Annotated in this window: 23 protein-coding genes and 1 pseudogene; 8 read left to right on the top strand and 16 right to left on the bottom strand. The window is 74.8% G+C overall.

Translation table 11 applies throughout. From position 1 onward, the window contains the following. The first annotated feature begins 102 nt into the window (after positions 1–102). The gene (locus tag RHODO2019_RS05170; RefSeq protein WP_354005593.1) at positions 103–597 is read left to right on the top strand and encodes an amino-acid N-acetyltransferase; all 495 of its coding nucleotides are present in this window, start codon (positions 103–105) and stop codon (positions 595–597) included. A 61-nt stretch (positions 598–658) separates the two neighbouring features. Here RHODO2019_RS05170 and RHODO2019_RS05165 read toward each other — a convergent pair whose 3' ends face one another. Continuing rightward, positions 659–2,998: an FtsK/SpoIIIE family DNA translocase gene (locus RHODO2019_RS05165; protein ID WP_265383935.1), complete on the bottom strand. Its 2,340-nt coding sequence runs from the start codon at positions 2,996–2,998 to the stop codon at positions 659–661. Positions 2,999–3,008: 10 nt separating this feature from the next. Between RHODO2019_RS05165 and RHODO2019_RS05160 the strand changes: the two genes are divergently transcribed. Further along, positions 3,009–3,164 carry a hypothetical protein gene (locus RHODO2019_RS05160; RefSeq protein WP_265383934.1) on the top strand — a complete coding sequence of 52 codons (156 nt, stop codon included), beginning with the start codon at positions 3,009–3,011 and terminating at the stop codon, positions 3,162–3,164. A 145-nt stretch (positions 3,165–3,309) separates the two neighbouring features. Here the strand turns inward: RHODO2019_RS05160 and dapA are convergent, their stop codons facing one another. Genes dapA through thyX form a run of 4 tightly spaced genes read right to left on the bottom strand, consistent with a single transcriptional unit; the run spans position 3,310 to position 6,532 of the window. Then, positions 3,310–4,221, bottom strand: a complete 912-nt coding sequence (dapA, locus tag RHODO2019_RS05155) for a 4-hydroxy-tetrahydrodipicolinate synthase (RefSeq protein WP_265383933.1) — start codon at positions 4,219–4,221, stop codon at positions 3,310–3,312. 43 nt (positions 4,222–4,264) lie between these two features. Beyond that, a complete protein-coding gene (locus RHODO2019_RS05150; protein WP_265383932.1) occupies positions 4,265–4,888 on the bottom strand; it encodes a TIGR03085 family metal-binding protein in 624 nt (207 codons plus the stop codon). A 15-nt stretch (positions 4,889–4,903) separates the two neighbouring features. Next, entirely contained in the window at positions 4,904–5,698 is a 795-nt protein-coding gene (locus RHODO2019_RS05145) for a thymidylate synthase (protein ID WP_265383931.1), read from the bottom strand. A gap of 42 nt (positions 5,699–5,740) precedes the next feature. After that, a complete protein-coding gene (gene thyX / locus RHODO2019_RS05140; protein WP_265383930.1) occupies positions 5,741–6,532 on the bottom strand; it encodes an FAD-dependent thymidylate synthase in 792 nt (263 codons plus the stop codon). Positions 6,533–6,708: 176 nt separating this feature from the next. Here thyX and RHODO2019_RS05135 point away from each other — a divergent pair, with 176 nt between their 5' ends. The 3 genes from RHODO2019_RS05135 to RHODO2019_RS05125 are packed head-to-tail and all read left to right on the top strand — an operon-like array spanning position 6,709 to position 8,676. Next, the gene (locus tag RHODO2019_RS05135; RefSeq protein WP_265383929.1) at positions 6,709–7,200 is read left to right on the top strand and encodes a toxin-antitoxin system HicB family antitoxin; all 492 of its coding nucleotides are present in this window, start codon (positions 6,709–6,711) and stop codon (positions 7,198–7,200) included. After that, positions 7,197–7,988, top strand: coding sequence for a DUF4097 family beta strand repeat-containing protein (locus RHODO2019_RS05130; protein WP_265383928.1), 792 nt, complete (start codon positions 7,197–7,199; stop codon positions 7,986–7,988). Before RHODO2019_RS05135 ends, RHODO2019_RS05130 begins: the two co-directional genes overlap by 4 nt. A gap of 52 nt (positions 7,989–8,040) precedes the next feature. Then, positions 8,041–8,676, top strand: coding sequence for a GNAT family N-acetyltransferase (locus RHODO2019_RS05125; RefSeq protein WP_265383927.1), 636 nt, complete (start codon positions 8,041–8,043; stop codon positions 8,674–8,676). Here RHODO2019_RS05125 and RHODO2019_RS05120 read toward each other — a convergent pair. Continuing rightward, positions 8,651–9,892 carry a winged helix-turn-helix domain-containing protein gene (locus RHODO2019_RS05120; protein ID WP_265384631.1) on the bottom strand — a complete coding sequence of 414 codons (1,242 nt, stop codon included), beginning with the start codon at positions 9,890–9,892 and terminating at the stop codon, positions 8,651–8,653. The genes RHODO2019_RS05125 and RHODO2019_RS05120 overlap by 26 nt on opposite strands. 219 nt (positions 9,893–10,111) lie before the next feature. Between RHODO2019_RS05120 and RHODO2019_RS05115 the strand changes: the two genes are divergently transcribed. Both RHODO2019_RS05115 and RHODO2019_RS05110 read left to right on the top strand, forming a co-directional pair. Continuing rightward, positions 10,112–10,612, top strand: coding sequence for a GNAT family N-acetyltransferase (locus RHODO2019_RS05115; protein ID WP_265383926.1), 501 nt, complete (start codon positions 10,112–10,114; stop codon positions 10,610–10,612). 70 nt (positions 10,613–10,682) lie between these two features. After that, a pseudogene (locus RHODO2019_RS05110) lies at positions 10,683–11,447 on the top strand (LLM class F420-dependent oxidoreductase); the annotation flags it as partial. 32 nt (positions 11,448–11,479) lie between these two features. On the opposite strand, the gene RHODO2019_RS05105 reads toward RHODO2019_RS05110, so the two are convergent. From RHODO2019_RS05105 to RHODO2019_RS05075, 7 genes are all read right to left on the bottom strand, one after another. Continuing rightward, entirely contained in the window at positions 11,480–11,929 is a 450-nt protein-coding gene (locus tag RHODO2019_RS05105; protein WP_265383925.1) for a flavodoxin family protein, read from the bottom strand. Continuing rightward, positions 11,926–12,381 carry a hypothetical protein gene (locus RHODO2019_RS05100; RefSeq protein WP_265383924.1) on the bottom strand — a complete coding sequence of 152 codons (456 nt, stop codon included), beginning with the start codon at positions 12,379–12,381 and terminating at the stop codon, positions 11,926–11,928. Before RHODO2019_RS05100 ends, RHODO2019_RS05105 begins: the two co-directional genes overlap by 4 nt. 25 nt (positions 12,382–12,406) lie before the next feature. After that, a complete protein-coding gene (dapB, locus tag RHODO2019_RS05095; protein WP_265383923.1) occupies positions 12,407–13,171 on the bottom strand; it encodes a 4-hydroxy-tetrahydrodipicolinate reductase in 765 nt (254 codons plus the stop codon). A gap of 28 nt (positions 13,172–13,199) precedes the next feature. Further along, positions 13,200–14,567, bottom strand: a complete 1,368-nt coding sequence (locus RHODO2019_RS05090; protein WP_265384630.1) for a M16 family metallopeptidase — start codon at positions 14,565–14,567, stop codon at positions 13,200–13,202. Positions 14,568–14,650: 83 nt separating this feature from the next. Then, positions 14,651–16,891 (bottom strand): polyribonucleotide nucleotidyltransferase, encoded by a 2,241-nt coding sequence (locus RHODO2019_RS05085; RefSeq protein WP_265383922.1) that lies wholly within the window; start codon positions 16,889–16,891, stop codon positions 14,651–14,653. A 302-nt stretch (positions 16,892–17,193) separates the two neighbouring features. Next, on the bottom strand, positions 17,194–17,463 hold the full coding sequence (rpsO, locus tag RHODO2019_RS05080) for a 30S ribosomal protein S15 (protein ID WP_265383921.1): 270 nt from the start codon (positions 17,461–17,463) through the stop codon (positions 17,194–17,196). A gap of 172 nt (positions 17,464–17,635) precedes the next feature. Further along, the gene (locus RHODO2019_RS05075) at positions 17,636–18,097 is read right to left on the bottom strand and encodes a helix-turn-helix domain-containing protein (protein WP_265383920.1); all 462 of its coding nucleotides are present in this window, start codon (positions 18,095–18,097) and stop codon (positions 17,636–17,638) included. Between the two features lie 73 nt (positions 18,098–18,170). On the opposite strand from RHODO2019_RS05075, the gene RHODO2019_RS05070 reads away from it, so the two are divergent. Then, positions 18,171–19,055 (top strand): ABC transporter substrate-binding protein, encoded by an 885-nt coding sequence (locus tag RHODO2019_RS05070; RefSeq protein ID WP_265383919.1) that lies wholly within the window; start codon positions 18,171–18,173, stop codon positions 19,053–19,055. A gap of 81 nt (positions 19,056–19,136) precedes the next feature. Here the strand turns inward: RHODO2019_RS05070 and RHODO2019_RS05065 are convergent, their stop codons facing one another. Genes RHODO2019_RS05065 through RHODO2019_RS05055 form a run of 3 tightly spaced genes read right to left on the bottom strand, consistent with a single transcriptional unit; the run spans position 19,137 to position 21,807 of the window. Next, the gene (locus RHODO2019_RS05065) at positions 19,137–20,192 is read right to left on the bottom strand and encodes an ABC transporter ATP-binding protein (RefSeq protein WP_265383918.1); all 1,056 of its coding nucleotides are present in this window, start codon (positions 20,190–20,192) and stop codon (positions 19,137–19,139) included. Continuing rightward, positions 20,189–20,962 (bottom strand): ABC transporter permease, encoded by a 774-nt coding sequence (locus RHODO2019_RS05060; protein ID WP_265383917.1) that lies wholly within the window; start codon positions 20,960–20,962, stop codon positions 20,189–20,191. Before RHODO2019_RS05060 ends, RHODO2019_RS05065 begins: the two co-directional genes overlap by 4 nt. Then, positions 20,959–21,807: an ABC transporter permease subunit gene (locus tag RHODO2019_RS05055; RefSeq protein WP_265383916.1), complete on the bottom strand. Its 849-nt coding sequence runs from the start codon at positions 21,805–21,807 to the stop codon at positions 20,959–20,961. Before RHODO2019_RS05055 ends, RHODO2019_RS05060 begins: the two co-directional genes overlap by 4 nt. Between the last annotated feature and the right edge of the window lie 50 nt (positions 21,808–21,857).

The following is a 21,857-nucleotide window of genomic DNA, read 5'->3' as shown; positions in this document are numbered from 1 at the left end:
CGAGGATTCCGGACAGGCGTTGACACCGTTGCAGCCTATCCGCCTCGCCGACCACACCCACCCGGCCACTACCGTGGCGCCGTGACCAGGGGTGCCGTCGAGCTGCGCAGGGCGCGCACCCGGGACGTGCCCGGCATCAAGGACCTGGTGGACCGCTACGCGGGCCGGATCCTGCTGGAGAAGGACCTGGTGACGCTGTACGAGGCGGTCCAGGAGTTCTGGGTCGCGGTGCGGCACGACCCGGACGGGGAGGCGGTGGTGGGCTGCGGCGCGCTGCACGTGCTGTGGGCCGACCTCGGCGAGGTGCGCACCGTGGCCGTGGACCCCTCGGTGCTGGGCGGCGGGGTCGGGCACGCACTGGTCACCCAGCTGCTGGACGGGGCCCGGGCGCTGGGGCTGCACCGGGTGTTCGTGCTGACCTTCGAGACCGCGTTCTTCGCCCGGCACGGCTTCGTCGAGATCGAGGGCACCCCGGTGGACGCCGCGGTGTACGAGGAGATGCGCCGCAGCTACGACACCGGCGTCGCCGAGTTCCTCGACCTCAGCTACGTCAAGCCGAACACCCTGGGCAACACCCGGATGCTCGTCACGCTCTGAGCACGGCCTGCGGCCGGAACGCACGGGATCCCCCGGCCGCGGCCCGGTCGGCCTCCGGAGCTCAGTCGACCTCGACGTCCAGCGGGTCGCCGCCCTTGACCGACCAGAGCAGCCCGTCCAGCTCCTCGGGCTTGACCAGCACGTCGCGCGCCTTGGAACCCTCGCTGGGGCCGACCACGCCCTTGTTCTCCATGAGGTCCATGAGGCGGCCGGCCTTCGCGAACCCGACGCGCAGCTTGCGCTGCAGCATCGAGGTCGAGCCGAACTGGCTGGTCACCACGAGCTCGATGGCCTGCAGCAGCACGTCCATGTCGTCGCCGATGTCGGGATCGACGTCGCCCTTGCCGGCCGCGGCGGTCTGGACCGTGACACCCTCGGTGTACTCCGGCTCGGCCTGGCTCTTCGCGGCCTCGACGATCGCCGAGATCTCCTCGTCGGTGATGAACGCGCCCTGCAGGCGCACCGGACGGCCGGCCCCCATCGGCAGGAACAGCGCGTCGCCCATGCCGATGAGCTTCTCCGCACCCGGCTGGTCGAGGATCACCCGGCTGTCGGTCAGCGAGGACGTCGCGAAGGCGAGCCGCGAGGGCACGTTGGTCTTGATCAGCCCGGTGACGACGTCCACCGAGGGGCGCTGCGTGGCGAGCACCAGGTGGATCCCGGCCGCACGGGCCTTCTGGGTGATGCGGACGATGGCGTCCTCGACGTCGCGCGGCGCGGTCATCATGAGGTCGGCCAGCTCGTCGACGATGGCCAGGATGTAGGGGTAGGTCTTGTAGACCCGCTCGCTGCCCAGCGGGGCGGTGATCTCCCCGGAGCGGACCTTGGCGTTGAAGTCGTCGATGTGGCGGACCTTGTTGACCTGCATGTCCTGGTAGCGCTGCTCCATCTCCTCCACCAGCCAGGCCAGCGCCGCGGCGGCCTTCTTGGGCTGGGTGATGATGGGCGTGATGAGGTGCGGGATGCCCTCGTAGGGCGTGAGCTCGACCATCTTGGGGTCGATGAGGATCATCCGGACCTCGTCCGGGGTGGCCCGGGCCAGCAGGCTGACCAGCATGGAGTTGACGAAGCTCGACTTGCCCGAGCCGGTGGACCCGGCCACCAGCAGGTGCGGCATCTTGGCGAGGTTGGCGGTGACGAAGTTGCCCTCGATGTCCTTGCCCAGACCGATGACGAGCGGGTGGTGGTCGCCCTTGGCGGTCGGGGCGAGCAGCACGTCGGCCAGGCGGACCATCTCGCGGTCGGTGTTGGGCACCTCGATGCCGACGGCGGACTTGCCGGGGATCGGCGCCAGCAGGCGCACGTTGTCGGTGGCCACCGCGTAGGCGATGTTGCGGGCCAGGGCGGTGATCTTCTCGACCTTGACCCCGGGCCCGAGCTCCACCTCGTAGCGGGTGACGGTGGGACCACGGGTGAACCCGGTGACGGCGGCGTCGATGGCGAACTGCTCGAGCACCCCGGTGATGGCCTCGATCATCGCGTCGTTGGCCGAGCTGCGGGTCTTGGGCGGGTCGCCCGCCTTGAGCAGCGTGACCGGCGGCAGCACGTAGTCGCCCTCGACGACGCGGTCGAGGGTGAGCTGCTCACCCGCCACCGGGGCCGGCGGCGGGGTGGCCGCGACGACGGTCGGGCGGGCGCGGACCGTCGGCGGCGTCGCGGACTCGGCGGGCGGCTCGGCCGCGGTGCCCTGGCGACGACGGGAGGGCTTGCGGAGCTTCTCCGTGACGGGCGCGGCGGTCTCGTCGAGCTCCGGCGCGTCGTGGAGCAGGTCGAGGTCGTCGGCCCCCTCCTCGTCCGGGTCGGGGGTGCCCCCGGCCAGGGACCGCAACCGTCCGGGGACCTCGCGCACGGTGGTCCCGGTGAGCACGAGCAGCCCGAACACGGCGACGAGCGCGAGCAGCGGGACGGCCAACCAGGTGCTCACCCCACCGGCGAGCGGGTCCCCGACCAGGTGGCCGACCCCGCCGCCCGCGCGCTGCTGACCGGCGAGCGTGTCCGGCGAGCCGGCGCCGAGGTGCAAGAGGCCGAGCACGGAGAGCCCGAGCAGCATGCTGCCGAGCACCGTGCGCGGACGGTGCTCCGGTGCCGGAGCGCAGCGCAGCAGGGTGACGGCGACACCGACCAGGACCAGCGGCAGCACGGCGGCCGGGGCCCCGACGACCGTGCGGAGCGCGGTGTCCAGGGCCGAGCCCACGGGTCCCCCGGCACTCCACCACACCCCGGCAGCGACGAGGACGGCCCCGGCGAACAGCCCGAGCGCGAGCCCGTCGCGACGGTGACCGGGCTCGATCTCCCGGGTGCGACCGACGGCCCGGACACTGGCACCCACGCCGCGGGCCACCCCCGACCACGAGGCGCGGACGGCGCGCGAGGCCAGGCCGGGCTCGCGCGGGGTCGTCACCGTGCGGGTGGTGCGCGAGCGGGTCGCCGCCCTCGTCGAGGTCGTGGCCGCAGTCCTCGCGGGCGCCGCGGCCGGGGCGCGACGGGGGGTGCTGCGCGTGGCGCCGCGCGCCGGGCGCTTCGCGGGACCACGGGTGCTCGCCTTGCCTGCCATGGGTGCAGGTTAGTCCCAGGTGCCCCACGGGCCCCAGCAAGAACATGCGTCACGACCCGGACCCGGCACGGTCGAGTGTGGGCCGTGCGAGGGGCGCGACCACGACGACGCGCCGCAGCGGCGGGGGGAGCCCGGGCGGCCGGGGTCCCGCGTGGGCGTCAGGTGGGCAGGTGACCGCTGGCCCGCAGCGCGGCCGCCAGGGTGGCGAGCTCCGCGGGGTCCGGGGCCACGACCGGCAGCCGCGGCTCGCCCACGCCGTGACCGACGAGCCCTAGGGCCGCCTTGCTGAACGCCACGCCACCGAGCGGCGCCATCGCGTCACACAGCGCGAGCACCTCGGCGTTGATCCGGGTGGCCGTGGCGACGTCGCCGGCCTCGAAGGCGTCGACCATCGCGCGCAGCGGCGCCGCGGCGAGGTGGCTGACCACGCTGACCATGCCCACCGCGCCGACCGACAGCCAGGGCAGGTTCACCGGGTCGTCCCCGGAGTACCAGGCCAGGCCCGTCTCCGCGATGAGCGTGGCCCCGGCCGCGAAGTCACCCTTGGCGTCCTTCACCGCGAGGATGGTGGGGTGCTCGGCGAGGCGTCGTAGCGTGTCCGGGGCGATGGGCACCACCGAGCGCGGCGGGATGTCGTAGAGCATCACGGGCAGGTCGGTGGCGTCCGCGACGGTGCGGAAGTGCGCGAGCAGCCCGGCCTGCGACGGCCTGGAGTAGTACGGGGTGACCACGAGGAGCCCGTGGGCGCCGGCCTCGGCCGCGGCCCGGGCCTGGACCACGGAGCGCGCCGTGTCGTTGGTTCCCGCTCCAGCGACGACCGTGGTGCCGGCGGGCACGGCATCGAGCACCGCCCGGAGCAGGTCGATCTTCTCCGCGTCGGTGGTCGTCGGGGACTCCCCCGTGGTCCCGGCCAGGACGAGCCCGTCGCAGCCCTGCTCCACCAGGTGCACGGCCAGGGCCACCCCGGCGTCCAGGTCGAGGCCGCCGTCCACGTCGAACGGCGTGACCATGGCGGTGAGCACCCGCCCGAACGGCCGCCCGGGGGCGGCACTGGGGGCGGTCGTCGTCATGTCCCGGGAACCTACCCGACCCGTCGGAAGGTCCCGGCGCGGCTCAGAAGCTGCGGTCGAGGGCGAGCACCGCGGCGACGTCGGCCGCGTCCCCCCGGCCGTCGATCCGCACCTCGTCGCGACCGAAGGCGTGCAGCAGCAGCTCGGCGGGCTCGCCGACGAGGGTGACCGGGCGCGGGCCGCGCCTGGCCGTGCTGGTGGCGCCCGACGTCCGGCGCAGCACGACCCCCACGGGGCTGTGCCGGTAGCCCAGCCGCGCCACCAGCCGCGCCTGCTTCCACAGCGCGTCCTGCTGGGCCGCGGGCAGCAGCCGGGGCTCCCAGCCGGGCTGCGCGCGGCGGACGTCCTCGTGGTGCACGAACAGCTCGGCGCCGTTGACCAGGGGGTCGAGCAGCCGGAACGGCGACCACCACGGCGGCCCGTCGCGCAGGTCGGCCACCAGCGTCGACCAGTCCCGCGCGGCGATGCCGGCCTGCACCCGCGAGGTCCAGCCGGCGAACGGGGGGACCGCGATTCCGGGGGCCGCGTCGAGACGGGTCTCCCGGAGCACGAGGTGCGCGAGCAGGTCGCGGGTGGTCCAGTCCCCGCAGAGGGTGGGGGCCTCGGGCCCGGTCGCGGTGACCAGGACGGCGAGGGCGGCACGCTCGCGCCGGGCGGCAGTGGTCACGGGGGCTCCGCAGCGTCAGACCGCGACGGGCGCGGCGATGGTGGGGTGGTGGCGGTAGTCGACCACGGAGACGTCGTCGAGGGTGTAGTCGAACAGCGAGGCCGCCCGGCGCAGCTCCAGGCGCGGCCGCGGGTACGGCTGCCGGGCGAGCTGGGTGGTGACCTGCTCCACGTGGTTGTCGTAGACGTGGCAGTCACCGCCGGTCCACACGAAGTCCCCCACCTCCAGGTCGAGCTGCTGGGCCACCATGTGCGTGAGCAGGGAGTAGCTGGCGATGTTGAACGGCACGCCCAGGAACAGGTCGGCGCTGCGCTGGTAGAGCTGGCAGGACAGCTTCCCGTCGGCCACGTAGAACTGGAACAGCAGGTGGCAGGGCGGCAGGGCCATCGCGCCGAGGTCGGCGACGTTCCAGGCCGAGACCACGTGCCGGCGCGAGTCCGGGTTGGTCCGCAGCGACTCCAGCACCTGGGCCACCTGGTCCACGTGCTGCCCGTCCGGCGTGGGCCAGCTGCGCCACTGCACCCCGTAGACCGGGCCGAGCTCACCGTCGGCGTCGGCCCACTCGTCCCAGATCCGCACGCCGTTCTCCCGCAGCCAGGACACGTTGGACTCCCCGCGCAGGAACCACAGCAGCTCGCCGACCACCGACCGGAGGTGCACCCGCTTGGTGGTGACCAGCGGGAAGCCGGCGGACAGGTCGAAGCGCAGCTGGCGGCCGAAGACGCTGCGGGTCCCGGTCCCGGTGCGGTCGGACTTGTGGGTCCCGGTGGCCATGACGTCGGCCAGCAGGTCCTCGTACGGCGTGTCCATCCGGTCTCCTCCCGTGCTCGGGCGTGCGTCGTCCATGGTCGCTCACGCCTCCGTGACGTACGGGCTCGAGGCCACCTCGGTGCCGTCGACCAGCTCGCCGACCTCGAAGTCGGAGAACACGTGCGGGGCGGCGGACTGGAGCTGGCGCAGGCACGCCACGGCGAGCGCGCGCACCTCGAGGTCCACCAGGTCGGTCGCCCGTGCGGCGACGAAGTGCCGCCACGCCCGGTAGTTCCCCGTCACGACGAGCTGGGTCTCGGTGGCGCCGGGCAGCAGCGCGAGGGCGGCCTGGCGGGCCTGCTTGTGCCGCAGGGTCTCCGCCGCGAGCTCCGGGCCGGCCGACGCAGCCCCCCCGCTCCGACCCGCCTCCAGCGCCGTGAGCAGCTCGTCGTGCGCCGCGCGGGCGGCGGTGGCGGCGCGCAGGAACAGCTCGGCCGCCGCCGGGTCCTGCGCCACCACCGCCGGGACCACCACGGGGGCACCGTCGGTCGGCACGTGCCGGGGGGAGAGCTCGGAGGTGGAGAAGTGCCGGTGCCGCAGCACCTCGTGCGCCACGGCACGGGAGACCCCGCGCAGGTACAGGGTGGCCGTGCCGTGCTCGAGCACGGAGAGGTGGCCGACCTGCAGCACGTGGCGCAGGAACGCCGCGTTGGTGGCGGTGCTCGGCCTGGGCTTGGACCAGCTCTGGTAGCAGGCGCGCCCGGCGAACTCGGCCAGCGCCTGGCCACCCTCGGCGTCGGTGCTCCACGGGACGTCGGCCGGCGGCAGGAACTCCGTGCGCGCCACCAGCTGCACCCGCAGCTGGTGCACCTGGCTCGCCGGCGTCCGGGGCACGGGCAGGACCTCCTCGTGCGGGGCTGACGACGGACGGGGCTCGCTGACGAACACCCTCGACCTTATCGGGCGACGCCCACCCGACCGGCCCGACGTGGTGGTCCGCGCCGATCCGACCGCCGCGACGACGTCGCCGCCGCCTCGACAGACGTCACGCATGGTGCCATGATGACGTCATGGACCTCACCACGTACACCGACTCCCTCCGGGACGACCTCACGGCGGCTGCCGCGCTGGGTGACGAGCAGACCCGCCGCACCGCCGCCGCCCTGGCCACCTCGGTCGAGCCCGCCCTTCGTCTCACCCTCATGACCGCGCTCTCCGACCTCTCCGCCGAGATCACCGCCGCACTGGGTGACCGGGTGGTCGAGGTGCGCCTGGACGGCCGCGACGTGCGGGTGGTCGTCACCGGCGACGCCGCCGGTGCGGAGCCCGCCGCGGCCCCCGGACCGCGCAGCGTCGAGGACGTGACCGGCGACATCAGCCGGGTGACGCTCCGCGTGGTCGAGCAGGTCAAGGCCAGGGCCGAGGAGGCCGCGAACCGGGAGGGCGTGTCGCTGAACTCCTGGCTCTCCCAGGCCGTCCAGGGAGCGCTGCGCGAGCCCGGTGCCCGTTCGCGTCCGGACACCGACGGCGGCGGCTCGCTGCGCGGGTGGGTCAAGGGATGAGCGCCGCCGATCCGGTCGCGGCCGAGCCCCGCACGGAGAGCTGGCCGGTGGACGGTCCCGCCGAGGTGGAGCTGCACATCGGCGCGGGCTCGGTGCGGGTGGACCTCAGCCCGGGGGCCACCGCCCTGGAGGTCACCGTCCGCACGGGGCGCGGCGGGTGGCGGCGCGGCTTCGCCGACGTGCTCGCTGCTCTCGGCGGCCCGCAGGGCGAGGGATCCACCGACGACGCGCTCGCCCGGCAGGCCCTCGAGGAGATCACCGTCGACGGCTCCGGCGAGCGCCGCCGGCTGGTGGTGCGCAGCCCCCGCTCCGGGCCCGCCCGCTCGGTGCCGGTGGAGATCACCGTCGCCGCGCCGTCCGGCAGCCGCGTCCTGGTGCGCTCGGGGTCGGCGCCGGTCCGGGTCACCGGCACCGTGTCCTCCCTCGACGTCGGCACGGGCTCGGGCAGCGTCAGCGTGGGTGACGTCACCGCCGGTGCGCAGGTGCGCACCGGGTCGGGCGACGTCCACGCGGGGCACCTCGCCGGCGTGGGTCAGGTCCGCACCGGGTCCGGCCACGTCGCGGTGGACGCCGTGACCGGGGAGATCGACGTGCTCACCGGGTCCGGCTCGCTGCGCCTGGGCATCGCCGCCGGGGTGCTGGCCGAGCTCGACGTGCGCTCCGGGTCCGGCCGGGCACGCAGCGAGCTGCCGGTGCTGGCCGAGGTCGAGGACCCCACCGCGGGCACCGCCCGGGTGCGTGCCCGCACCGGCTCCGGTGACGTGGTGGTGCACGCCGCGCACGCCTGAGCCGTACTCGGGCCGGGTCGGGCTCTCACCCGCGCCTGACACACTCGGGCCGGTGAGCTCCGGGATCCGCCTGCGCACCCCGCGCCTGCTGCTGCGCCCGTTCGCCGTGGGGGACCTCGAGGACCTGCACGCCTACCGCAGCCGGCCCGAGGTCGTGCGGTACCTCGACGCCGAGGTCCTCGACCGCCGCGGCACGGCCGACCTGCTCCGCCGTCGCATGGTCCTGGACCGGCTCGTCGAGCCCGGGGACACCCTCGTGCTGGCCGCGGAGCTGGACGGCCGCGTCGTCGGCGACGTCTCGCTGGCGTGGACGAGCGCCGAGCACCGCCAGGGCGAGATCGGGTTCGCCTTCCACCCCCGCGTGCACGGCCACGGCGTGGCGGCCGAGGCGACCACAGCACTGCTGGACCTGGCCACGGGGCCGGTGGGCCTGCACCGGGTGTCCGGGCGCTGCGACGCCCGCAACACGGCTTCGGCCCGGCTGTTGGCACGCCTGGGCCTGCGGCAGGAGGCGCACCTCGTGCACCACGAGTGGTTCAAGGGTGCCTGGGGTGACGAGCTGGTCTTCGCCGTGCTGGACGACGAGTGGCGCGAGCTGCGCAGCCGCGTGGTGCCCGCACGGAGTGCCGGCGCGGACGCCGCTGCGCGTCCGGCCCCGGCGCTCAGGCGGCCCGCACTGCCGAGCTGAGGGCCACGGCGAGGTCTCCCCGCTCCCCCACCGCCACCCCGTCGAGCCCGAGCCACCGCGCCATCTCCGCCAGGCTCGCGGCCAGCCTCTGCGCCAGCGACCCCCGGACCGCGCGGGAGAGGTCCGGCCCGCGCTCGGCGAACGCGCCCGGCACCCTCAGCAGCCCCGCCACCCGGTCGGCCTTGAGGTCCACCCGGGCCGCGAGCTCCCCGTCGAGCAGGAACGGGAACACGTAGTAACCGAACTGCCGCTGGGCCTGCGGGGTGTAGATCTCCAGGCGGTACCGGAAGCCGAACACCCGCTCGGTGCGCGGGCGGCAGAACACCAGCGGGTCGAACGGGCAGAGCAGGGCCGCACCCTCGACCCGGCGCGGCGTGCGGGCGTCGCGGTGCCGGTAGGCCGGGGCCGACCAGCCCTGCACCGCGACGGGCAGCAGCACCCCGGCCTCGACGAGCTCGGCCACGGCGGGCCGGCTGCGCGCCGGGGGCAGGCGGTAGTAGTCGCGCAGATCAGGCTCGGTGGCCACCCCCAGGGCCACGGCGGCCTGGGCGACCAGGGAGCGCACGGCCTCGTCGTCGTCGACCCGCCGAGCCACCACCTCCGCCGGCAGGGTCCGTTCGGTCAGGTCGTAGTGGCGCTGGAACCCCACCCGGGTGGCCGCGGTGAGGACGCCGGTGGCGAACAGGTGCTCGCAGACGACCTTGGTGTCGGTGCGGTCCCACCAGGGGCCCCTCGCCGACCCGGACGGGCCGGACCGGCCGACCTCCAGCGCGCGCTCCAGCTCCCCCGCCGTGGACGGTCCGAGCGCGGTGACGGCGGCGAGCACGTCGTCCACCAGCTGCGGGCTGCGCTCCACCGCCTGGCTGTGCGCCCGCCAGCCCAGCTCCTCGCGAGCCCGCATCCGCCAGCGCAGCAGCGGCCAGTCCGCGACGGGCACGAGCGCCGCCTCGTGCGCCCAGTACTCGGCGAGCAGCCGCGGACGGCGTGCGGTGTGCTGCCAGGACGCCTCGTCGAGCAGGGCACGGTCGTAGGGCCCGAGGCGGCTGAACACCGGCGCGTAGTGCGCACGGACGGCCACCGACACCGAGTCGAGCTGCAGCAGCTGCACCCGGGACAGCACCCGCTGCAGGTGCCGCCGGGTCACCGGCCCGGCGGGCCGCGGGTCGGCGAAGCCCTGGGCGGCGAGGGCCGTGCGACGGGCCGCGGCAGCCGTCATCGTCAGCGAGGTGGCCACGGGGTTCACCCTGCCAGGCCACCACGACCGGATCAGCAGCTGTGGCACCCTGACGGTCGATGAGCCCCCGTCCCGCGCTGCTGCCCGTGCTGCTGCTTGCCCTGGTGGCCAGGGCCCGCGGGACCGCCTCCCTGGCGGCCCCGGTCCCGATCCCGCCGACCTCCCTCAGCGCTGGTGCCCAATGCTGACGGCGGACCTGTAGTGGCCGACGCTGCGGTGCGCGCGGCCACGCTCACCGACGCCGCGGCGATGGCGGCCGTCCAGCTCGACGTCTGGCGCACGGCCTACGCCGCCTTCCTCCCGCCCGAGGTCGTCGACTCCCTCGACCTCTCCGCCACCACCGAGGCCTGGGCCCAGGCCATCGGGTCCGACGGCGACGCACACCTGCTGGTCGCCACCGAGGGCGTCGAGGTCACCGGGTTCGCCGCGGGCACCGGTGCCGAGGTGGCGACGCTGCTGGTGGCACCCCGCTGGGGCCGCCGTGGTCACGGCGGACGACTGCTGGGGACGGTGGCCCACCTGCTGCGCCAGGGCGGTGCCGAGCGGGCCCAGGTGTGGGTCGCCGACGCGGACGAGGCGTCGCTGCGCTTCTTCCCCCGTCACGGCTGGCACCTCGACGGCACGGTGCGCACCTCGCAGCACGGTGCCCACGTCCTGCGTGAGCTGCGGCTCACGGGCTCGACGGACGTGCACTGGCGGTAGTCCGCGCGCGGCCACGAGACTGACCGGGACACCGTCGTCCAGCCGTGCCGTCCACACCCCCGGGAGAGCCGTGCCCCGTCCGATCCGCGTTGCCGTCCAGCTGCAGCCCCAGCACGCCACCTACGCCCAGATCCGCGACGCCGTGCTGCGCTCGGAGGAGCTGGGCGTGGACCTGGTGATGAACTGGGACCACTTCTTCCCCCTCTACGGCGATCCCGACGGCGCGCACTTCGAGTGCTGGACGATGCTCGCGGCGTGGGCCGAGCAGACCGAGCGGGTGGAGCTCGGCGCGCTGGTCTCCGGCGGCGGGTACCGCAACCCGGACCTGCTCGCGGACATGGCCCGCACCGTGGACCACATCTCCGGCGGGCGGCTCGTGCTCGGCGTCGGCGGGGGCTGGTTCGAGAAGGACTATGACGCCTACGGGTACGACTTCGGTACCGCCGGCTCCCGGCTGCGGCTGCTCGGCGAGAACCTGGTGCGGGTGCGGGACCGCCTCGCCGTGCTCAACCCGGCGCCGACGCGGGAGATCCCCGTGCTCATCGGCGGCGGCGGTGAGAGGAAGACGCTGCGGCTGGTGGCCGAGCACGCGCACGTGTGGCACTGCTTCGGCGACGCGGAGACCCTCGCGCGCAAGTCGGCGGTCCTGGCCGAGCACTGCGCCGCGGTCGGGCGCGACCCCGGGGGGATCGAGCACTCCGCCGAGGCCCCGGACGGCCTGGACGGGATCGACGCCCTCGCCGACGCGGGCGTCACCTTGTTCACCACCGGGACGGGCGGGCCGGACTACGACCTCGCCGCCCTGAAGGCGCTGCTGGCCTGGCGCGACGCCCGCAACGCCGGTGAGGACGCCGTGACCGCCGACCCTCAGAGCAGGGATGCGGCCACCACGGCCCCGAGCTCGCGGCAGGCCGCGCGCGCGGCGGCGTCCGGGGCGCCGGCGAGCTCCAGCGGGGCAGCCACGGAGGTCAGCCCCATGCCGGTGGTGAGCTTCTGCACCGAGCGCACCGCGCCCGTGGCGTCGTCCCCGCCGTGCACCCAGACGCCGAACGGCCGGCCCTCGACCGCGTCCAGGCACGGGTAGTACACGGTGTCGAAGAAGTGCTTGAGCGCCCCGGACATGTAGCCGAAGTTCGCGGGCGTGCCGAACAGGTACCCGTCGGCGGCGAGCACGTCCGGCACCGTCGCCCCGAGCGCCGGCACCACGTGCACGTCCACCCCGGTGATCTCGGGGTCGCGAGCGCCGGCCAGCACCGCCTCCAGCAGCTCCCGGGTGGCCGGCGACGGCGTGTGGTGCACCACCAGCAGGACGCTCACGGCTTCGCTGCCTCCACGGCCTCCAGTGCCACCGCACGCTTCATGGTCTCCCGGGCCCGGCTGCGGTCGCCGGCGGTGTCGTAGCCGATGGCCAGCCGGTACACGGTGCGCCAGTTGTCCGGGTCGGCCTCGTACTCCACCCGCCGCTGCTCGAACCAGGCGTCGGCGGCCTCGCGGTCGATGCGCCCGGACGGCCGGCGCGGAAGCTCCGAGGTGTCCGGCAGCAGGTCCTCCTCGTGCAGCCGGCGCGCCAGGTGCTGGTGGCGCATCCCCGCCCGCAGCGTCGAGCCCAGCACCCACAGGCCCAGGGGAACCAGCAGCACCACACCGATCCCCAGCCCGACGGGTCCGACCCCGCCGGCCCGGATGAGCACGAACCCGATGTAGCCCAGGAACAGGATGTAGAACAGGGTGGCCGCGCTGATGGCCAGCGCGATCGTCCGCGACCTCATGCGTGCGCGCCCACGACGACGGGCCTCACAGGTCGAGCAGGTGTTCCAGGCCCACGGTGAGCCCGGGGCGGCCGGAGATCTCCCGCACGCCCAGCAGCACGCCGGGGACGAAGGAGCTGCGGTCGATCGAGTCGTGCCGGATGGTCAGGGTCTCCCCCTGCGTGCCCATCAGCACCTCCTGGTGCGCCACCAGACCGGCCAGGCGCACCGAGTGCACGTGCACCCCGTGCACGAGCGCACCCCGTGCACCGTCGAGCTCGCTGGTGGTGGCGTCCGGCGGTGGGGCCATCCCTGCCTCGGCGCGCGCGGCCGCCACCAGCTCCGCGGTGCGGGCCGCGGTGCCGGAGGGGGCGTCGGCCTTGGCCGGGTGGTGCAGCTCCACGATCTCCACGGACTCGTAGAACCGGGCGGCCATCGCGGCGAAGCGCATGCTCAGCACCGCGCCGATGGCGAAGTTCGGGGCCACGAGGACACCCAGGTCCGGCTTGGGCTCCAACCACGCCCGCACCTGGTCGAACTTGGGCGCGTCCCAGCCGGTGGTGCCGACCACGGCGTGGATGCCCTGGTCGATGCAGAACCGGACGTTGTCCAGCACCACGTCGGGGTGGGTGAAGTCCACCACCACCTGGGCACCCGCGTCGGCCACGTTGAACAGCCAGTCGCCCGCGTCCACCACGGCCACCAGGTCGAGGTCCTCGGCCTCGTCCACCGCCCGGCACACCTGCTCACCGACCTTGCCGCGCCCGCCGAGCACGCCCACCCGGATGGGCTCGACCTCTGGTCCCGTCACCGTCACCACTCCCTCGCTACAGTCCACCTCACGCCGCTCCGGCCCGTCCGGACCGCGGCCCACCCGCCCGCACGGCGTCGCGCACCGGGGCGGGCAGGTCGCGGGCGTGAGCGTACGGGCCCACCACCGCGACGCCGCGCGGGCGTCGCAGCACGGTGGCCGCCACCGCCCGCACCTGCTCCGCGGTGACGGTGTCGATCCGGGCCAGGGTCTGGTCCACGTCCAGGTGCGCGCCGAAGCTCAGCTCGCTGCGGCCGAGCCGGCTCATCCGGGACGCGGAGTCCTCCAGGCCCAGCACGAGCGTGCCGCGCAGCTGACCCTTGCCGCGGGTCACCTCTGCCTCGGTGAGCCCGTCGGCGGCCACGTCGCCGAGCACCTCCTCGACCACGGTGAGAACCTCGCCCAGGTTCTCGGGCTGGCAGCCGGCGTAGACGGAGAACACGCCGGCGTCCGCGTGGCTCTCCAGCCCGGAGTACACCGAGTAGGCCAGGCCCCGCTCCTCGCGCACCTGCTGGAACAGCCGTGAGCTCATCCCCCCGCCGACGGCCGCGTTGAGCACCGAGAGCGCCCACCGCTGCGGGTCGTGCCGGTCGATGGAGCGCATCCCGAGGATCACGTGCGCCTGCTCGCTGTCGCGCTCGAGCACGCTGAGCCCGGGACGGCCGGGCAGCCGGGCCACGCCGGTGCGGGGCGGCTCCGGGTCGACGGCGCGGTCGAGGTGCCCCGCGAACGCGGCGCGCACCAGGCGGACCACGTCGTCGTGGTCGACGTTCCCCGCGGCCGCCACCACCATCCGCTCGGGGGTGTACCGGCGCCGGTGGAACGAGTGCAGCTGCGCGCGGGTCATCGCCTCGACGGACTCGACGCTGCCGATGATGGGCCGTCCCAGCGGGTGGTCGCCGAACAGCGCGGTACCGAACACGTCCTGCAGCAGGTCCTCGGGGTCGTCGTCGCGCATCGCGATCTCCTCGAGCACCACCCCCCGCTCGATCTCCACGTCCTCGCGGGTGCAGGTGCCACGAAGCACCACGTCGCTGACCATGTCCACGGCCAGCGCCAGGTCCTCGTCGAGCACGTGGGCGTAGAAGCAGGTGTGCTCCTTGGCCGTGAATGCGTTGAGCTCACCGCCGACGGCGTCCACGGACTCGGCGATCTCCAGTGCGCTGTGGGTGGGGGTGCCCTTGAACAGCAGGTGCTCCAGGAAGTGCGCGGCGCCGGCCACCGACGGCTGCTCGTCGCGGGAGCCCACCCCCACCCAGATGCCCACCGAGGCCGAGCGCACCCCCGCCACCCGCTCGGTGACCACGCGCAGCCCACCGGGCAGGACGGTGCGGCGGACGGGGTTCGCGGCCAAGGGTTCTCCTCGTTCGGTGGTGGGTCCGACCAGCGGCAGCACGGAGGTGCGCGACGCCGACGCGGCGGCCACCGGAGCTCCGGGGGCCGCCGCGGCGGATGGGTCGGGCGATCAGGTCGGCTCGCTCAGGAGGCCGGCACGGCCTCGGCGTCGGGGGCGTTCTCCGCCACCGGGATGAGGCTGATCTTGCCGCGGTTGTCGATGTCGGCGATCTCGACGCGGAGCTTGGAGCCGATGCTCACCACGTCCTCCACCTTGTCGATCCGCTTGCCCTGGCCCAGCTTGGAGATGTGCACGAGGCCGTCACGCCCGGGCAGCAGCGAGACGAACGCGCCGAACGCGGTCGTCTTCACCACCGTGCCGAGGAACCGCTCGCCCACCTTGGGCAGCTGCGGGTTGGCGATCGCGTTGATCATGTCGATCGCCGCCTGCGCGGACGGGCCGTCGGCCGCCCCCACGTAGACCGTGCCGTCGTCCTCGATCGAGATGGAGGCCCCGGTCGCCTCGGTGATCGAGTTGATCATCTTGCCCTTGGGCCCGATGACCTCCCCGATCTTGTCGGTCGGCACCTTGATGGCCGTGATCCGCGGGGCGAACTCGCTCATCTCGTCCGGGGCGTCGATGGCCTCGGCCATGACCTCGAGGATGGTGGTGCGGGCGTTGCGGGCCTGGGTCAGGGCGGCCGCGAGCACCTCGGACGGGATGCCGTCGAGCTTGGTGTCCAGCTGCAGCGCCGTCACGAAGTCCTTGGTGCCGGCGACCTTGAAGTCCATGTCGCCGAAGGCGTCCTCGGCCCCGAGGATGTCGGTGATGGCCACGTAGCGGGTCTCCCCGTCCACCTGGTCGCTGACCAGGCCCATGGCGATGCCGGCGACGGGGGCCTTGAGCGGCACACCGGCGTTCAGCAGCGACATGGTGGAGGCGCACACCGAGCCCATCGAGGTGGAGCCGTTGGAGCTCAGCGCCTCGGAGACCTGCCGGATGGCGTAGGGGAACTCCTCGCGGCTGGGCAGCACGGGCAGCAGGGCCCGCTCGGCCAGCGCGCCGTGGCCGATCTCGCGGCGCTTGGGCGAACCCACGCGGCCGGTCTCACCGGTGGAGTACGGCGGGAAGTTGTAGTGGTGCATGTAGCGCTTGGTCTTCTCGGGCCCGAGCGAGTCGATCTGCTGCTCCAGCTTGAGCATGTCGAGGGTGGTGACGCCCAGGATCTGGGTCTCGCCACGCTCGAACAGCGCCGAGCCGTGCGCCCGCGGGACGAGGGCGACCTCGGCGGAGAGCGAGCGGATGTCGGTGATGCCGCGACCGTCGATCCGGACCTGGTCTCGCAGGATGCGCTGGCGCACCAGCTTCTTGGTCAGCGAGCGGAACGCCGCGCCGATCTCGGACTCACGCCCGGCGAGCTCGGACGCGACCTTGGCCAGGACCTCGGCCTTGACCTCGTCGAGGCGGTCCTCGCGCTCGGACTTGCCGACAATCGTGAGCGCGGCGGCCAGGTCCGTGGAGCCCGCGGCCTCGACGGCGGCGAACGCGTCGTCGGCGTAGGGCGGGTACAGGGTGAACTCGCCGGTGGGCTTCGCGGCCTTGGCGGCGAGCTCCTGCTGGGCGGTGCACAGCCGCGCGATGAACGGCTTGGCCGCCTCGATGCCCTGCGCGACGATCTCCTCGGTGGGGGCCTGGGCGCCGGCGGCGACCTTCTCCACGACGCTGGTGGTGGCCTCGGCCTCGACCATCATGATCGCGACGTCGGCGGTGTCACCGGACCCGGAGACGATGCGGCCGGCGACGACCATGTCGAACACCGCACCCTCGAGCTGCTCCACGGTGGGGAACCCGACCCACTGGCCGTCGATCAGGGCCACGCGGACGCCGCCGACGGGGCCCGAGAACGGCAGCCCGGCGATCTGGGTGGACGCGGAGGCCGCGTTGATGGCCACCACGTCGTAGATGTCGTTCGGGTTCAGGCTCATCACGGTGATGACGACCTGGATCTCGTTGCGCAGCCCGGCGACGAAGGTCGGGCGCAGCGGCCGGTCGATGAGGCGGCAGGTGAGGATCGCGTCGGTGGAGGGGCGACCCTCGCGACGGAAGAACGAGCCCGGGATGCGGCCCGCGGCGTACATCCGCTCCTCGACGTCGATCGTGAGGGGGAAGAAGTCCAGGTGGTCCTTGGGACGCTTGCTGGCGCTGGTGGCCGAGAGGAGCATCGTCTCCTCGTCCAGGTACGCCACGACGGCGCCGTTGGCCTGCTGGGCCAGCCGGCCGGTCTCGAAGCGGATGGTCCGGGTGCCGAAGCGCCCGTTGTCGATCGTGGCGGTGCTCTCGTGCACGCCGTCCTCGGACGGCTGCGCCTGGGTGGTGTCGCTCATGTGCTTCCTCTCGTCTTTGGTGCGCACTCCGCGGGCGCTCGGGGTGCCGGGCCCTCGTGCGGGCCGGACCTGGCCGAGCTGCGCCGTCGCGCGGGGTTGCGGCAGGGGGGCGGTTCTCGATCGAGGCTCCCGGCGTCCGGGGCCCGTCGCGGGCCGTGCCGGGGGCCACTACCGAGGACCGTCTCCGCGCCGACCTCGCGGCGGAGCCGGGGACTCGTGCCCCGTGGGTGGTGCTGGTGGTGCGGGTGTTCGGAAGAGCAGTGGAGGGAGGGTGACCCTGGGGTCACCCTCCCTCCGGTGCGTCAGCGACGCAGGCCGAGCCGCTCGATCAGCGAGCGGTAGCGACCGATGTCGACCTTGGCGACGTACTTGAGCAGGCGACGACGACGCCCCACCAGCAGCAGCAGGCCGCGGCGGGAGTGGTGGTCGTGCTTGTGCTCCTTGAGGTGCTCGGTGAGGTCGCGGATGCGCTTGGTCAGCATCGCCACCTGGGCCTCGGGGGACCCGGTGTCGGACTCGTGCAGGCCGTACTCGCTGAGGATGGACTTCTTGTCCTCGGTGCTCAGAGCCACGTGCGTGTTCTCCTGGTGGTGACGACCGTGCTGGACGGGACGACGGGCGCGTGCGCACGGTTCCCGGGGCGGTCGGTTGACCGCGGGACGTTCGGTGCCGCCGCCACGGACTGCAGGAGCACCGTCGCCCAGATTAGCAGGCCCCCGGCCTGCCGCCCCGTCTCCCCGCAGGTCAGCGTGCTGCCTGCTCCAGCAGCTCGGCCAGCGCGGGGCTGAGCGGCCGCACCGCCTCCGCGCACGCCTGCAGGTCCTCTCCGGCGAGCTCGGCGCGCAGCGCCGAGACGACGACCCGGTCGGCGTCGCCGGCCTGCTCCACCGCCTCCGGGACGGACGTGGCCCGCACCTCCTCGAGCACCGCGGCACGCCGGCCCGCGTCCGCCCCGACCGCGCGCCGCTCCAGCAGCGTCATCCGCGCCAGCACCGCGGGGTTCGCGATCTTCTGCCGTCGCCCGTTGACCACCTGGCTGAGCATCGTGGGGCTGATCCCGACCACGGAGGCCAGCTGGGTCTGCGAGAGGTCGAAGGCCACCAGGAGCCGGCGAACCCGGTCAGCGAGGACCTCGCCGTAGAGCTCCCGCTGCCGGGCGAGGTTGAGCCGCGCGGTCTCCGCCCCGCCCGGATGCGTGCCGCCCACCGAACACCCCCGGCCCCTCCGACCCGGGCCGGCGGCCCGGGTCCCGACACTATCCCGGGCTAGGTTCGCCGGTGTGCGCATCGTGAGCCTGCTGCCCTCGGCCACCGAGATCGTCCACACCCTCGGCCTGGGCGACCAGCTGGTGGGGGTCACGTTCGAGTGCGACGAACCGCCCTCGGCCCGCACCAGCGCCACCGTCGTGGTCGGCGGGCTGGACACCACGACCATGACGCCCGGGGAGGTCGACGCCGCGGTCCGCGGGCGGGTCGCCGCCGGGCAGGACCTCTACACCCTGCACACCGACGCCCTGCGCGGGCTCGACCCGGACCTCGTGCTCACCCAGGACCTCTGCCGGGTCTGCGCCCTGCCCGGGGACCGGGTCGCGGACGCGCTCGCGCACCTGGGCAGCACCGCCGACGTCCTCACCCTGGACCCGCACACCCTGGCGGACGTGCTCGCCACGATCACCGCTGTCGGTGAGCGGACCGGGGTCGCAGGCCGGGCGGCGGAGGTGGTGGACGGGCTGCGCGCGCGCCTGGAGCGGGTCCGGCTGGCCGTGGCGGGGCGGCCCCGGCCACGGGTGCTGGTGGTGGAGTGGGTGGACCCCCCGTTCGGGGCCGGGCACTGGGTGCCGGACATGGTCACCGCTGCCGGCGGCGAGCCGGTGGGGGGCCGTCCGGGGCAGCGCTCCGTCCCGACCACCTGGACGGCCATGGCGGCGCTCGAGCCGGACGTGGTGCTGGTGGCACCCTGCGGCTACGGGCTGGACGGGGCCGCCGAGCAGGCCCGTGCGGTGGTCGACGCACTGCCCGGCGTTCCGGTGTGGGCCGTGGACGGGGACGGCCTGGTGGTGCGGCCCGGACCCCGGCTGGTCGACGGCGTGGAGGCGGTCGCGGCGGTGCTGCACCCGGCCGCGGTGCCCGCCCGCCCCACCCGCGTCCGCCGGGTGGCGCCGTGAGGTGGTGGCCGAGGCCCGCGAGGGCACCGCGCGGCGGACGCTGACGCCGGTGCCAGGGCGGGAGCACCCGCGCAGCACCTCCTACGCCCTCGGTCGACCATCCACGACGTCCGGGTCCGGGGAGCCGGGGGGCACCACCCAGCGGGCCTCGACGGGCACCGTCAGCGCCACCTCGTCGCCCACGGACGGGCCGGGACCGGGAGGGACCTCCACGAACACGGCGGCCGTGCCCACGTGCACCTCCAGCAGCCGCCGCGGCCCGCGCGGGGTCACCGCCGCCACGGTGCCCGCGACGTCGCCGCCCAGCTGCACCGACTCGTGCCGCAGCACCAGCAGCCCGGCGCCGTCCGGGGCGCCTGCCACCGCCAGGGCGCCCAGGTCCGAGTGGTGCACCCCGGTGCGCACCGTCCCCGGCACCGCGGTCCGCCCTCCCATCACCCGGTGCACGGCCATCGAGGCGGGTCGGGTGTACACCTGCGCCGGCGGCCCGTGCTGGAGCAGGTGTCCGTCGGTCAGCACCGCCACCGTGTCCGCCAGCAGCGCGGCCTCGTCCTGGTCGTGCGTCACGAGCACCACCGTCGGGGCGAGCTCGGCGCGCACCGTGGCCAGCAGGGCGTGCATGTCGGCGCGCAGCACGCTGTCCAGGGCGCTGAAGGGCTCGTCCAGCAGCAGCACCCGGGGCCTCGCGGCCAGCGCCCGGGCCAGGGCCACCCGCTGCGCCTGCCCGCCGGAGAGCTGCCCCGTCCGCCGCCGCCCCAGGCCGCCGAGCTGCACCAGGTCCAGGTACTCCCCCGCACCGGCCCGGGCCGCCCGGCGCGACGCACCACCGACGCGGGCGGCGAAGGCCACGTTGTCCAGCACGGACAGGTGCGGGAACAGCAGCGGCCGCTGGCTCACCAGGGCGGCCCCGCGGCGCTCGGCCGCAACCCCGGACTGGTCGACCCCGTCCAGGCGGACCACCCCCGTGCTGGGGACGTCCAGCCCGGCGAGCAGGCGCAGCAGGGTGGACTTGCCCGAGCCGGAGGGACCCAGCACCGCCACGCACGAACCGGCCGGCACGGTGAGGTCCACCCCGGCCAGGGCGACCACGTCACCGTGCACCCGTCCCAGCTCGACGAGCTCGACGGCGGCGCTCACGTCCGGCCCCGGCGCAGGGCGGCGACAGCCACGAGCAGCACCAGCGGGGGTGCCACCGCGGCCAGCGACAGCACGGCGACGAGGGCGTCGTTGCCCACGGCGGCGGCGGAGGACCCGACGAGCAGCGGCACGGTGACCAGTCGACCACCGCCGACGAGCAGGGTCACCACGTAGTCGCTCCAGCCGACGAGGAAGGCCAGGAACGCGGCACCCGAGAGTGCCGGCGCCAGCGCGGGCAGGCGCACCCGCAGGAGGACCGCGCGGCGCCCGGCGCCCAGGGTTCGGGCCTCGTCCTCCACCGCCGCGTCGTAGGCGCCCCAGGCCACCCGCATGGTGTAGGTCGTGTACGGGACCGCGGCCACGGTGAGCAGCAGCAGGACCCCGAGCGGCCCCGGTACCCGAGCCCGCAGCAGCGCCACGTCCAGGCCCAGCGCGACGGCGAACGGCGGCAGCGCGAGCGGGGCCAGCAGCAGCACGCCCACCGTCCTGGGCAGCCGCACCCGTCCCTGCACCAGCGCTCGGGCGGCCACGGCCCCGACGGGCACCGCGAGCAGGGCCACCCCCAGCCCCAGGAGGCTGGAACGGCCCAGGGCCGCCACCCCACCCGCCCCGAGGGCCTGGCGCACCCCGGCGAACCCCCACCGCTGCGGCAAGACGGCGGGGAAGGACCAGCGGTCGGCCCCGGCCCACAGCAGCAGGGGCAGCAGGGGCAGCAGGAACCACGCCACGAGCACCGCGCGACCCAGCCGCCGGGCCGCTCCCACCGTCACCGCCAGGCCGCCAGCCGGCGCAGCACGAGGCCCACCACGACCACCGCCAGCAGGCACAGCACCGTCGACGCGGTGGCCAGCGCAGCCGCCTGGGGGCGCGCGGCCAGGTCGATCGAGCCGAACAGCCGCACCGCACCGACGGCCAGCGGCTCCGGTGACGGACGCCCCAGCAGCTGGGCCACCTCGTAGGAGCCCAGGGTGTAGACCAGCACGATCCCCGACGACGCGACGAGCGCGGGGGCGGCCAGCGGGAGGGTGACGTGGCGCAGCCGCCGCCACCGGCCCGCGCCCAGCGTCGCCGCCGTCTCGGTGAGCGCCTCGGCCCGGGCGGCCAGTGCGGCGGCCACCACCAGGGCGACGAAGGCCGACTCCTTCCACGCGTGCTCGAGCACCACGGCGACCCACCACGGTCCCCCGACCAGCTGCGGCCAACCCTGCTGCACCCCGAGCACCCGGGCCGCGAGGCCGGAGTCGGCCAGCAGCAGTCCCGTGGTCGCCGCCCCCACCAGGTGCGGCACGGGCACGGTGAGCAGGCCCGCCAGCGCCACCAGGCGACCGCCCCCCAGGACCGCGAGGGCCGCGACGAGCCCGACCACCGCGGCCAGCACCGTCGAGGCCACCGCGATGGCCAGCGACAGCGCCGCCGGGCCGAGGAGGTCGGAGCCGGTCCAGGCCACGGTCGACAGCCGTGGGGTGCCCACGAGCGGCATCAGGCCCAGGCTCTGCAGCGCCGACGTGCTCACCCCCACCCCGAGCACCGCCACCACCGGGAGCACGGCGGGCAGCACGAGCAGCGTTCCCCGCCACGACCCCGGGGCCGGCCGGGCACCGCGCGGGGTGCTCACCCGGCGCACGCGGCGAGCACCGCGACGAGCTGGACCATCGGCAGTCGAGG

It is taken from the genome of Rhodococcus antarcticus (genome assembly GCF_026153295.1).
GTDB classification, from domain to species: Bacteria; Actinomycetota; Actinomycetes; order Mycobacteriales; family Mycobacteriaceae; genus Rhodococcus_D; species Rhodococcus_D antarcticus.
This window is presented reverse-complemented; position numbering and strand designations above follow the sequence as displayed.